Source organism: Nonomuraea sp. NPDC004186 (assembly GCF_053603495.1).
This window is the reverse complement of sequence record NZ_JBSGFQ010000004.1, coordinates 105,665-117,316: the sequence shown is the minus strand read 5'-3', so window position 1 is coordinate 117,316 and position 11,652 is coordinate 105,665. Positions and strand designations below refer to the sequence as shown.

Sequence of the window (11,652 nt, the reverse complement as noted above, 5' to 3'; positions counted from 1 at the left end):
AGGGCGCGTGTCCGTGTTCGAGGTGCTGCGGCCGGAGGATCCGCGGAAGGTGGGACCGTACCGGATCGAGGCGAGGCTGGGCGCCGGCGGGATGGGGCGGGTCTTCCTGGGGCGGTCGAAGAGCGGACGCGCGGTGGCGGTCAAGGTCGTGCACCCGGAGCTCGCCGCCGACCGGGACTTCGGGCAGCGGTTCGCCCGCGAGATCTCCCTGGCCCGCACGGTGAGCGGGTTCTTCACGGCCGGGGTGGTGGACGCCGATCCGGAGGGGGCGCCGCCGTGGCTGGCGACGGCGTACGTGCCCGGCCTGTCCCTGGACGAGGCCGTCGCCGAGCACGGGACCTGGCGCGAGGAGGCCGTTCTCGCGCTGGGGGCCGGGCTGGCCGAGGCGCTGGAGTCGATCCACGCGGCGGGGGTGGTGCACCGGGACCTGAAGCCCTCCAACGTGCTGCTGGCCGTGGACGGGCCGCGGGTCATCGACTTCGGCATCTCCGTGGCGGTGGAAGGCAGCAGGCTGACGCGGACCGGCGTGTCCGTGGGAACGCCGGGGTTCATCTCTCCCGAGCAGTTGACGGGGGACTCGGTGGGGCCGGCCAGTGACGTGTTCTGCCTGGGGGCGGTGCTCGCGTACGCCGCCACGGGGACCGGGCCGTTCGGGGGCGGGTCATGGCAGGGGCTGTGGTACCGGACCGTGCACGAGGAGCCGGACCTGGAAGGGCTCCCGCCCCGGCTTCGCTCCATCGTGCGCCGGTGCCTCGAGAAGCGGCCCGAGGAGCGGCCGGGCGCGACGGCGCTGCTGGACGAGCTGTCGGACGGTGCCACGGGGGGTGGCGCGCTCGCCGAGCTGTACACCGAGGCCCGGTGGCTGCCCGACCCCGTCGCCGAGGCCGTCCGCACCCTTGTCGCCGAGTCCGCCCCACCCCCGGAGCAGCCGGACGACGTGCCCGCCGTGGCGGAGCCGATCGCCGGTGCGCCCGCCGGTGCGTCCACCGTGGTGGAGCCGCCGAGCCCGAGGTTCACGAAGGCCGGGAGTGCCGGGCTTTCGGCGCACGAGCAAGAGACGCGGCTGTCGCCCGTACGGGGCCGGGAGGTCCCCGCGCCGCCGCGCCCGGCGAAGGCCGTGGACCCGACCTCTCGGAGGTTACGCGACCGGATCATGGTGGCCCTCTTCGTGAGCCCCTTCGTGGCACTGGCGATCATCGCCCTCTCCCCGGGGAGTTCCGAAATGCCGGACTTCTCGGACCTCTCGGACTCCGAGTTCACCGCGAGCCCGACGCCACAGGAGAGCGGCCGGTTCTCCCGGCCCATCGACTACTGCGCCCTCCTCGAACCGGGTCAGGTACGGCGACTCGTCCCGCGGCCGCGCGAACGGTACGACGACAAGACCGGCGGCTGCACCTGGACGTCACAAGGCCGGGCCCTCGACGTGACACCGCTGGGGCCCGAACCGGACGCCGCCAAATCGTGGCACCCCAGGACATCGGCGGCGCGCCAGGAGTTCCTCCGGCGGCAGGAGCTCGCCCCCGACGCCTCCTCGGGGGTCGAATGGCGGCGGGACGACATCGGGGTCGAGCGGGTGTTCAGGGACTCGACCACGGGGTCACGGGACGTGCCGGGCATCGGCGAGGAGGCCTTCGCCGCCGACGTCGGCCCCCGCGCGGGTGGCGTGCACTACACGAAGCTGACGTTCCTCCGGGACAACCTCGTCATCGAGGTCACGTACACCGCCGTGGACGCCAAGGTGAGCGACCGGGGCATCCGGACCGGCGCGGTGCGGGCTGCCGAATGGGTGGATACCGCCCTCGAACGAGGAGGCGCGTAGCAGGGCTCAGAGCCAGTCGGGGTAGCCGTCGGCGTCGGGCGAGACCGGCCGGCTGGTGACGGAGCAGCCGTCGGCGGTCTCCCTGATGCGCCGTTCGAGCGTGGTGACCTGACCGTCCGTCGTGATGAGCGTGAGCTCCCAGACGGTCGTGTCACGGCGCGGGGACGGCACTTCGGCGATGTCGATCGAGGCCGCCAGGCCGGCGCTGAAGATGCCCTTCGCCAGGGCGGCCGCCCTCTCATGGCCCTCGACCGTCGCTCGGACCTCGATGAATTGCGCCATGGGGCTGTCCTTCGGGAGAGGTGTGAGGGCAACCTTACCTACGTGACTCCCGGTCGGTAACCGATTTCCCGCGGCCGGGCCGGACTCGACCCGAGGAGTGCGGATGACGAGCAGAGCAGTGGTTCTGGGTGGTGGCGGGGTGCTGGGGATCGCCTGGGAGACGGGTGTCCTGGCCGGGCTCGCCGCGAACGGCGTCGACCTGCGGGAGGCGGACCTGGTGGTGGGCACGTCCGCCGGCGCGCTCGTGGGCGCGCAACTCGCCTCCGGGCTCGATCCCGAGCACCTGTACGCCAGGCAGCTGGAGCCTCCGACCGGGGAGAGCAGGCCGACGTCGTCGCCGCTGGGCCTGTTCCGCATGGTGTGGAACCTGTCCAGGTCCAAGACGTCCCAGGAGTTCGGCGCGCGGATGGGGCGGCTCGCGCTGGCCGCGAGGACCGTACCGGAGGCGGAGCGGCGCGCGCAGGTGGCCCGGTGGCTCGGCGACGAGGTGCGGGAGTGGCCGAATTGGGCCGGTCGCAGCGGATCGCCGAGGAGGTGGCCGCGGTCTGGCATGACTAGGCGACCAGTTTCTAGCACTGCTAGACATCGAGTCGTCGCTAGGCTAGCGTTGCTAGCACTTCTACCGATGACTCTCGCTTGGAGTGCACAAGATGGTCACCACCGCTTATGTGATCGCAGCCCTGGTCGGCATCGGCCTCGTCGTGGTCAGCCTGCGCTTCTTTTTCGTCCCCGAGGCCGCGGCCAAGGCGTACGGCGTGCCGGGCTCGGCCTCGGGGATGGACACGGGCGCCTACTTCTCCGTGAAGGCCGTTCGTGACCTCGGCACCGCCCTGGCCATCTTCGTCATGATCGCCGTGGCGGACGCGCACACGCTGGGGTGGGTCATCCTGGTTATGAGCGTCATCCCCGTCGGCGACGCGCTCATCGTGGCCAGGCGCGGCGGCCACCCCAGCCTCTCGTGGGGCATACACGGCGCCACCGCCCTGGTCAGCGCCGCGGCGGGCGTGCTGCTCCTCCTGGGGTGACCTGGTTCGTCAAGCGTGTGCCGGGGGAGCGGTCGAGGCGCGGACGATCAGCTCGTGCGGGAACACCAGCCGCTCCGGCTCCGCCGCGGCCCCCGACAGCAGCAGCCGCCCCGCCGCCGCTCCCATCTCCTGCTTGGCCTGCCGGATCGTGGTGAGCCCCGCCTCTTCGGCCGCGCTGTCGGAGAACCCCACCACCGACAGCTCCCCGGGCACCTCCAGCCCCAGGTCGGCGGCGGCGTCGAGGACTCCAAGCGCCAGCACGTCCGTGTTGGTGAGGATCGCCGTGGGGCGCGGGTCCCGCCCCAGCAGCGCGTGCCCCGCCTTCCTGCCGGCCTCGCGGGAGTTGCGCGCCACCTCGTAGAACGGCACCCCTGACCAGTCGATCCCGGCCTCCTCGCACGCCTGCCGGTAGCCGCCGGCACGCCGCCGCATGGCCTCGAACACCGCGCCCTCCTGGCGCTCCGGGGAGGCCCAGCCGGTGTGGCCGTCGTCGTGCAGCCCGACCATGGCCACCCCGATCCGCCGGTGCCCGAGCTCGAGCACGTGCCGCGCCGCCGCCGCCGCGGCCGCCGGCTCGTCGGTCCCCACGAACGGATGCCCCGGCACGTACGGCTCGTCCACCACGACGACGGGCAGCTTCCTGGCCAGCACCTCCGCCAGCGCCGGATGCCCGTCGGGCAGCGACATCACGCAGAACGCGTCGACCACCGCGTCCCTGACCGTCTCGCTGCGCCGGTCGCCGTGCGGCAGCGGCAGGATGAGCAGCCCCACCCCCGCGTCCTCGGCCGCCGTCGCCAGCCCCTGGAAGAAGCCGATCGCGTACGGGTCGGCGAACGCGTAGGCCAGCGTCTCGCTGAACAGCAGCCCGAGCGCCCCCGCCCGCCCCAGCCGGAGCGATCGCGCCGTCGGGTTGGGCCCCGCGTAGCCGAGCTCGTCGGCCACCTCCATGATCCGCTGCCGCAGCCCGTCGCTGAGCTGGTCGGGCCGGGAGAACGCGTAGGACACGGTGGCCCGGGACACGCCCAGCCGGTCGGCGATCGTCTGCAGTGTCACCCTGGCCATCGTCCCACCGTACCGAAGAGCTTGCCCGGCTTGTCTTAATCGATTAAGGTCTTAATTGATTAAGGAGGGTTTATGGATCCCATGCAAGTGCTCGCTCACCAGACCGCGATGGGCTACCGGGAGTCGCTCGGCGAAGCCCTGCCGGGCGCACCTCGGCAGCCGCACCGCGCGAGGGCCAAGGTGCGCGTACGGGTGGCGCACTCGCTCAGGTGGACCGCGGATCGGCTGGATCCGGCGTGCCGTACCGCGTGATGCAGCACAATGTGAGGTGCTGATTACGTACAGCAGCCAACGGGGAAGGCTTATGTACCTGGACTGGATCATCGCGATCGCCACCTCGGCCCCGGCGGGCCTCCCGGACCCGGCCCTGACCTGTGCCGTCGCCACGCCGTCCGAGCGGCCGCTGGCGTTCACGCCGCAGGTCGGCCTCACGCCGCGGCGCGTCGCCGCCCGGGGGAACCTCCAGCTCACCGACTGCACCTCACCCGACGGCTCGGCCCCGTCCCTCCGCTCCGCCTGGGTCGCCGTCAAGGCGACCGCGGAGGCCTCGTGCACAAGTGCCCGCGAGGTGCGCGGGGGTGCCGTCATCACCTGGTTCGGCGGGGACGGCCGGCCCGTCGGCACCTCGAGGCTGCGCATCAAGGCCGACCGGCTCGCCACCCAGCATCCGGCCGACGCCCTGCTCACCGGCACCATCGCCGCCGGCGCGCTCAAGGGGGAGCGCGTCCGCGGCGGCCTCTCGCCGGCGGCGGCCATCCTCGGCTGCGCCGCTCGGGGGATGAGCACGCTTCCTGGGAGCGGCAAGATCACCTTCGGGTGAGCCCTTTTCGCGGGTCCCCTGGCCGCTGGTGGTCGCCTGCGGTGTGGGCGCGTCGTCGACGTCGGTTGTCGGGCTGGGGGAGTGGGTAGCGGCTGCGTCTGGGGTGGGGGTGGCGGTCGTGTGGTTGCGGTTGGTGGGGGTCGGTGCGATGAACTCGCCGCGCTACAGCCCGGCCGGGCTACTGGTCGGCTGGCGCGGTCACCGCGTCCTGCTCGACGGGGGTGGCGACGCCGCGGCCGGTGAGCGGCTCGACGGCTGGCTGGTCTGCGATGAGCGGGCCGAACTGATGCCCCAGATCCGCCGTACGGCGCGGGCGCTCGGGCTGGCCGCCGCGGTGGCGACCTTCGAGACCGCGGGAGTGGAGATCGTGCCACTGCCGGTCAGCCACACCTCTCACCCCACCTACGGCTACCTGATCAGGACGGCCGGGGCGCGGGCCGTCTGGGCGCCGGAGTTCTGGGGCTTTCCGGACTGGGCGGCCGGGGTGGACCTGATGTTCGCCGACGCCGCCGGTTGGGACCGGCCGATCCGCTTCGCCGGGGGTGTGGGCGGGCATGCGAGCGTGCTCCAGGTCGCGCGGGAGGCGCGCGATCACGGGGTGGGGCGGCTGGTGTTCGCCCATGTGGGCCGCCCTTCCATCCGGGCGATCGACCGGGGAGAGCGGCCGCCGTTCGGGGAGTGGGGCGTCGAGGGGCGCGCTTATCGGATGTGAATATGGAAACGGTTATCATATGCTAGTGTCTCGTCCCGCTCATTCCCCCTGAATTTGGGACAATCCGTGCAACATCGCAGCCTCTGGCTTGCCCTCATGACAGTCCTCTCCCTGTCCGCGTGCTCCGCCCCGGCGGGCGGGCAGAGCACGGGCCGGATCAAGGTGGCGATGCTCCAGCCGCCGCGTTCCGGCCTGTCGCCCTTCAGCGACGACGCCTTCAAGCTCTCCCGCTGGTCCACCGCCGAGACCCTGGTCAACCTGGACGCGAGAGGCGACGCGCGACTCGCCCTCGCCACCGCGTGGACCCGTACCTCCGAACGGACCTGGGAGTTCACCGTCCGCGACGGCGTGACCTTCCACGACGGCAGCCGGTTGACCGCCGGGGCCGCCGCTGCCGCGCTGACCCGCGCCACCCAGGCCACGCCCAAGCCGCGCATCCTCGACGGCGTCGAGCTGACCGCGAGGGCCGAGGGCGGCAAGGTCGTCGTGACCACCCGCGAGCCCGACCCGCTGGTCCCGCACCGCCTGTCCTCGCCGCAGCTGGCGATCCTGGCCGAGCGCGCGTACGGCACCGACGGCAAGGTCGATCCGGTCGGCACCGGGAGCGGCCCGTTCAAGCTGGTCAAGGTGAACGGCACCACCACCGCCACCCTCGACCGCCACGACGGCTACTGGGGCACGAAGGCCAAGGCGCCGGGCATCGACGTCTCCTTCGTCCCGGACGGCGCCGCCCGCGCCGCCGCCATCCGCAGCGGCGAGGCGCACATCGCGGAGGCGGTGCCGGTCTCGCAGGCCGCGCTGCTGGCGAAGGAGACGATCAGCGAGGTGCCGATGCCGCGCACCAACACCCTGTACCTGAACACCGCCAAGGGGCCGTTCAAGAGCCCCGGCCTGCGCGCCGCCGTGCGCGCGTCCGTCGACGCGGGGCAACTCGTGCGGGGGGTGTACGAGGGGCGCGCCGACGTGGCCTCGGGCCTGCTGGGGCCCGCCCTGCCGTGGGCCGCCGAGGGCCGCGAGAGCTTGGGGGAGCGTACGGCCCCCGCGAGCGCGAAGGGCGTGGCGATCACCCTGGCCACCTACTCCGACCGGGCCGAGCTGCCCGAGGTCGCCTCCGTGCTGCAGCAGCAGCTCCGGGAGGCGGGGTTCGCGGTCGAGCTGGTCGTACGGGAGTACGCGCACATCGAGGAGGACGCGCTGGCCGGGAGGTTCGACGCGTTCGTCCTCTCCCGGGCGACCGTGCTCGACTCGGGGGATCCGGTGGCGTACATGCAGGCCGACTTCACCTGCGACGGCTCCTTCAACCTGGCCCGCCTGTGTGACGAGGACGTCGACCGGGCGGTGCGCGAGGCCGCGGCGGCGGACGCCGGTCCCGCCAGGCACGCGGCGACCCTTGAGGCCGAGGCGGCGATCCTGCGTACCGACGCCGCCGTCCCGATGCTGCACGAGCGCGTGATCCAGGGCGATGCCACCACGGTGCTGGACTCGGTGAAGGACCCGCGCGAGCGCGTCCTGATCACGGCGGAGACCCGCCTCAAATGACCGGCGGGGTGCTGTTCTCGCGGGGTGTCGCGGTCGTGGCGGTCGTCGCGGTGGTCGGGCTGTTGCCCTGGCTGTCCGGTCGTGATGCCGCGCTGTCGCTGCTGCGGGCCCGTTCGGCCGAGCAGGAGCCGACGCCTGAGGCGTTGGAGGCCATCCGCCACGAGCTGGGCCTGGACGGCGGCCCGCTGCCGCTGCTCGGCGAGTGGCTGGGCGGCGTCCTGCGCGGCGACTTCGGCCGCTCGTGGGCGGACGGGAGCGCGGTGCTGCCGTCGGTGCTGTCCGGTCTCGGCGTCTCGCTGACGCTGATGGCCGCCGCGCTGGCGGTGACGCTGGCACTGACGTGCGCCCTGTGCGCGCCCACCCTGGTGCGCGGCGCGCGGGGCACCCTGCGGGGCGGCGGTACGGGGGCGGTGGCGGCGATGCTCGGGGCCTTGCCCGAATTCCTCATCGCGACGGTGCTGCTGGTGACGCTGTCGGTGTGGCTGGGCCTCCTGCCGCCCTACGGCTGGCAGGAGCCGCGGCACCTGGTGCTGCCCGCGTTGGCCCTGGGCATCCCGGCCGGCGGGGTCCTGGGGCGGCTGGTGGACGACACGCTGCCCGCGGCCTTCGCCGAGCCGTGGGTGGGGCTGTGGCGTTCGGCGGGCTGTGGTCCCGGCGTCATCGCACGGGCGGCGCTGCGCCGCGCGCTGCCCGCGCTGGTGCCCCAGCTCGGGCTGGTCGCCGTGGGGCTGGCGGGAGGGGCGGTGGCCGTGGAGACGGTGTTCGCGGTGCCCGGCATCGGCCGGACCGCGCTGGGGGCCGCGGAGGCTCAGGACCTTCCGCTGCTCCAGGCCGCGGTACTCGCCCTGGTCCTGCTGGGTGTGCTCGCCGGGATCCTGGCGAGCGCCGCCCGGCACCGGATGCTCGGCCCAGGCCTCCGCGACGCCGCCCTCTCGCTCCCCGCACCGGCCATCGGCGGCGGCCAGGGAAACGGCAGCCGGCGAGGCGGTGGCGGGCGAGGTGGTGGCCCGGTCGCCGGCGTGTGCGGGGTCGTGCTGGCGGTCGCCGTCGGGTGGGGGTCGCTGCTCGACCCCCTGACCGTGGACGTGGCGGCGCGCCTGGCGGGGCCGAGCTGGGATCATCCGCTGGGCGCCGACGCGCTGGGCCGGGACGTGCTGGCCAGGGTGGGTCATGGCGCCGCGGCCACGCTCGGCGTCTCCGCGCTGGTCTGCGCGGGCTCGTACGTCATCGCCCTGGCCGTCGGCCTCCTCCCCGGGCTGGCCTCCGGCGCGGCCGAGGTGGCCAACGCCGTGCCGCCGGTGATCGCCGGGATCCTGGTCGCGGCGGTGCTCGGGCCCGGCACGCCGGGCGCGTCCGTCGCGGTCGCCCTCGTCTCGTGGCCCGCGCTCGCGGCCCACGCCGCGGCCCTCGTCGCAGAGGTACGTGCCGCGGCCCACCTGACCGCCCAGCGCGCCATCGGCTCCTCGCCCGCCTGGATCCTGACCCGCCACGTCCTGCCCGCGATCGCGGGCCCGGTCGCCAGGCACGCGGTGCTGCGGCTGCCGGGGATCGCGCTGGCCATGGCCTCCCTCGGCTTCCTCGGCCTGGGGGCACAGCCGCCCGCTCCGGAGTGGGGCCTGACGCTGGCCGAGTCGCTGCCGTACGTGGAGCGCGCGCCGTGGGCGGCCCTGGTCCCCGCGGGGATGCTCCTGCTGCTGGCCGCCCTGGCGGTCTCGCTCTCCACGGCGGGCCGCCGGACCGGGGGTGCCGCATGACGCTGCTGCGCGTACGGGACCTGCGGGTCGGCGTGGCGGGCACGGAGGTCGTACGGGGGCTCTCGTTCGAGGTGGCCGAGGGCGAGACGCTCGCCGTCGTCGGCGAGTCCGGCGCGGGCAAGTCGCTGACCGCCCGGGCCGTGCTCGGGCTGCTGCCGCCCGGCGCGCGCATGTCCGGCAGCGTGCGCCTGGACGGGCGGGAGCTGTCCGGCGCGCCCGAGCACATCTACCGGCAGGTACGCGGCCGGCGGATCGCCTTCGTGCCGCAGGACGCGCTGTCGGTGCTCAGCCCCGTGTACCCGGTCGGAGACCAGCTCGCCCGCGCCGTGCGGCGACTGGGCCGCAAGCAGGCCTGGGAGCGCGCGGTGGCCGCGCTGGAACGGGTCGGCATCCCCGACGCAGCGCGGCGGGCCCGCGCCTACCCGCACGAGTTCTCCGGCGGGATGCGCCAGCGGGCGGTGATCGCCATGGCCACCGTCAACGACCCCGCCCTCGTCGTCGCCGACGAACCGGCCACCGCGCTGGACCCCGTCGTCCAGGCCCGGATCCTCAGCCTGCTGACGGAGCCCCGCGAGGGGACGCGGCCGGCCGTGCTGCTCATCACGCACGACCTGGGGGCGGCGGCCGCGTACGCGGATCGCGTCCTGGTCATGTACGCGGGGCGGCTCGCCGAGTCGGGCCCGGCCGGCGCGGTGCTGCGCGGGCCGCGCGCCCCCTACACCGGCGGCCTCGTCGCGTCCCTCCCGCCGCGCGAGGTGACGGGACGGCCGCTACCGGCGATCGCCGGTTCGCCGCCCGCGCCAGGAGCGCTGCCGCCCGGGTGCGCCTTCGCCCCCCGCTGCCCGGCCGCCGCCGACGTCTGTCACGAGCGGGAGCCACAGCCGCAGGAGACCGGGGAACACAGGCTGGCCGCCTGCCACCGGCTCGGCGAGCTGCCCGGCCCGGCCACCGACCTCTACCAGGAGCCCGCATGACGACACCCCTGCTGGAGGTGCGCGATCTCACCGTCCGCTACCCCACGCCTGTCCTGGCGGTGGACCGCGTCTCGTTCACCCTGACCGCCGGCGAGACGCTCGCCCTGGTCGGCGGGTCGGGGTCGGGCAAGTCGAGCATCGCCGCCGCCGTCCTCATGCTGCGCAGGCCCGAGGCGGGCTCGGTGCGCTTCGAGGGCCGCGAGCTCACCGCGCTCGACGAGCGCGCCCTGCGCCCGCTGCGGCCCGCGCTGCAACCGGTCTTCCAGGACCCGTACGGCTCGCTCAGCCCGCGCCTGCGGGCACACGACGCGATCGCGGAGCCGCTGCGCGTCCAGGGCCGCTGGGACCCGCTGACCGGCCCCGCCCGGGTCCGCGAGCTCCTCGACCTCGTCCGCCTGGATCCCGCGCTCGCCCGGCGCAGGCCGTACGAGCTGTCCGGCGGGCAGTGCCAGCGCGTCGGCATCGCCCGCGCCCTGGCCTGCGAGCCCAGGCTGCTCGTGCTGGACGAGCCCGTGTCCGCGCTGGACCCGTCCGTACGGGCCGGGATCGTCAACCTGCTCACCGAGCTGCGCGACGAGCTGGGGCTGGGCCAGCTGTTCATCGGCCACGACCTGGCCCTGATCCGGCACGTGGCGCATCGCGTGGCGGTGCTGCGCCACGGCCGGATCGTCGAGACCGGTCCGGCCGGTCAGGTGTGGGCCGCCCCCGCCGACCCGTACACCCGCGAGCTGCTAGCCGCCGGCGATCTGCTCGCCCGCGTAGTCCAGTAGCCGCTCGGCCGTCTCGAAGCGGCGCTCGTTCTGGTCCCCGAGCAGCACGCCGACCACGCGCTTGCCGCCCCGCTCCCCGGCGAAGAGCAGGCAGTAGCCGGCGGCGCGCGTGTAGCCGGTCTTCACGCCGAGCACGCCGTCGGCGCGCGAGAGCAGCTTGTTCGAGTTGCGCCAGGTGTGCGCCCGGTGTAGCGCGGTCTTGGCCACCTTGTGCACCTTGGTGCCCGTCACGGCCGCGAAGGTGCTGTTGTCCAGCGCCTTTTCCGCCAGCTTGACCTGGTCGACGGCCGTCGAGTAGCCGCCGTTCCCGGGGGTGGGCAGGCCGTCGGGGTTGGTGTAGCGGGTGTCGGACAGCCCCAAGGCGCGGGCGGCGCGGTTCATCTTGGCGACGAACGCCGTCTTGCCCGGGCCGTAGCGCCGCGCCAGGGCGTTGGCCGCGTCGGCCCCCGACGGCAGCATGAGACCGTACAGCAGATCGTTGACCGTGAGCCGCTCACCCTTCTTCAGCGCCGCCGTGGTCGCGCCGTTGCTGGTCGCGTGCTTGACGTCGGTCGCCGTGATCGTGATCGTGTCGTTCAGCCTGGCCTCGCGCAGCACGACGTACGCCGTCATGACCTTGACCAGGCTGGCCACGGGCACCCGGCGAGTCTCGCGCTTGCCGAAGTGGATCGTTCCCGCAGAGTCGACCAGGTACGCCGACTTTGCCCCGACCTCCGGCGCGTCCGCCGCCGCGGCCGGGGAGGCGACTCCCACAACCAGCGCGAGTACGGCGGAGCCAATGAAACCCCCAATACGCATGGCAATCATGTTGACAGGAGATCAAGGGTCCGTTTGCCTAACTACGCCATAAAGCCCGATCAGATGGGGGTAAATCAATGCCAGGTTAGAGAGGAGC

The 11,652-nt window shown here is 73.9% G+C and carries 12 protein-coding genes and 1 pseudogene; 10 read left to right on the top strand and 3 right to left on the bottom strand.

From position 1 onward, the window contains the following. The first annotated feature begins 7 nt into the window (after nt 1-7). On the top strand, nt 8-1,819 hold the full coding sequence (locus ACWEPL_RS04770; protein WP_452435227.1) for a protein kinase domain-containing protein: 1,812 nt from the start codon (nt 8-10) through the stop codon (nt 1,817-1,819). A gap of 6 nt (nt 1,820-1,825) precedes the next feature. Here ACWEPL_RS04770 and ACWEPL_RS04765 read toward each other — a convergent pair whose 3' ends face one another. Then, entirely contained in the window at nt 1,826-2,101 is a 276-nt protein-coding gene (locus ACWEPL_RS04765) for a hypothetical protein (protein WP_363981865.1), read from the bottom strand. A gap of 103 nt (nt 2,102-2,204) precedes the next feature. Between ACWEPL_RS04765 and ACWEPL_RS04760 the strand changes: the two are divergent. Together ACWEPL_RS04760 and ACWEPL_RS04755 are read left to right on the top strand one after the other, a co-directional pair. Beyond that, nucleotides 2,205-2,393: pseudogene (locus ACWEPL_RS04760) on the top strand (patatin-like phospholipase family protein); the annotation flags it as partial. Between the two features lie 358 nt (nt 2,394-2,751). Then, entirely contained in the window at nt 2,752-3,126 is a 375-nt protein-coding gene (locus tag ACWEPL_RS04755) for a DUF4267 domain-containing protein (protein WP_452435226.1), read from the top strand. A gap of 9 nt (nt 3,127-3,135) precedes the next feature. Here the strand turns inward: ACWEPL_RS04755 and ACWEPL_RS04750 are convergent, their stop codons facing one another. Further along, nucleotides 3,136-4,188: a LacI family DNA-binding transcriptional regulator gene (locus ACWEPL_RS04750; RefSeq protein WP_449899201.1), complete on the bottom strand. Its 1,053-nt coding sequence runs from the start codon at nt 4,186-4,188 to the stop codon at nt 3,136-3,138. A 72-nt stretch (nt 4,189-4,260) separates the two neighbouring features. Here ACWEPL_RS04750 and ACWEPL_RS04745 point away from each other — a divergent pair, with 72 nt between their 5' ends. The 7 genes from ACWEPL_RS04745 to ACWEPL_RS04715 all read left to right on the top strand — a co-directional run bounded on the left by ACWEPL_RS04745 (nt 4,261) and on the right by ACWEPL_RS04715 (nt 10,757). Continuing rightward, a complete protein-coding gene (locus tag ACWEPL_RS04745) occupies nt 4,261-4,440 on the top strand; it encodes a hypothetical protein (protein ID WP_363981873.1) in 180 nt (59 codons plus the stop codon). Nucleotides 4,441-4,492: 52 nt separating this feature from the next. Next, the gene (locus tag ACWEPL_RS04740) at nt 4,493-5,008 is read left to right on the top strand and encodes a hypothetical protein (protein ID WP_363981876.1); all 516 of its coding nucleotides are present in this window, start codon (nt 4,493-4,495) and stop codon (nt 5,006-5,008) included. A gap of 118 nt (nt 5,009-5,126) precedes the next feature. Beyond that, nucleotides 5,127-5,720 carry an MBL fold metallo-hydrolase gene (locus tag ACWEPL_RS04735; protein ID WP_452435225.1) on the top strand — a complete coding sequence of 198 codons (594 nt, stop codon included), beginning with the start codon at nt 5,127-5,129 and terminating at the stop codon, nt 5,718-5,720. A gap of 96 nt (nt 5,721-5,816) precedes the next feature. After that, nucleotides 5,817-7,259 (top strand): ABC transporter substrate-binding protein, encoded by a 1,443-nt coding sequence (locus ACWEPL_RS04730; protein WP_452435224.1) that lies wholly within the window; start codon nt 5,817-5,819, stop codon nt 7,257-7,259. Further along, nucleotides 7,256-9,013 carry an ABC transporter permease subunit gene (locus ACWEPL_RS04725; RefSeq protein WP_452435223.1) on the top strand — a complete coding sequence of 586 codons (1,758 nt, stop codon included), beginning with the start codon at nt 7,256-7,258 and terminating at the stop codon, nt 9,011-9,013. The genes ACWEPL_RS04730 and ACWEPL_RS04725 overlap by 4 nt, the downstream gene beginning before the upstream one ends. Continuing rightward, the gene (locus tag ACWEPL_RS04720) at nt 9,010-9,987 is read left to right on the top strand and encodes an ABC transporter ATP-binding protein (protein WP_452435222.1); all 978 of its coding nucleotides are present in this window, start codon (nt 9,010-9,012) and stop codon (nt 9,985-9,987) included. The genes ACWEPL_RS04725 and ACWEPL_RS04720 overlap by 4 nt, the downstream gene beginning before the upstream one ends. After that, nucleotides 9,984-10,757, top strand: coding sequence for an ATP-binding cassette domain-containing protein (locus ACWEPL_RS04715; RefSeq protein WP_452435221.1), 774 nt, complete (start codon nt 9,984-9,986; stop codon nt 10,755-10,757). Before ACWEPL_RS04720 ends, ACWEPL_RS04715 begins: the two co-directional genes overlap by 4 nt. On the opposite strand, the gene ACWEPL_RS04710 is transcribed toward ACWEPL_RS04715, so the two are convergent. Next, the gene (locus ACWEPL_RS04710; RefSeq protein ID WP_350728118.1) at nt 10,719-11,555 is read right to left on the bottom strand and encodes a D-alanyl-D-alanine carboxypeptidase family protein; all 837 of its coding nucleotides are present in this window, start codon (nt 11,553-11,555) and stop codon (nt 10,719-10,721) included. The two genes, ACWEPL_RS04715 and ACWEPL_RS04710, sit on opposite strands and share 39 nt — an antisense overlap. Between the last annotated feature and the right edge of the window lie 97 nt (nt 11,556-11,652).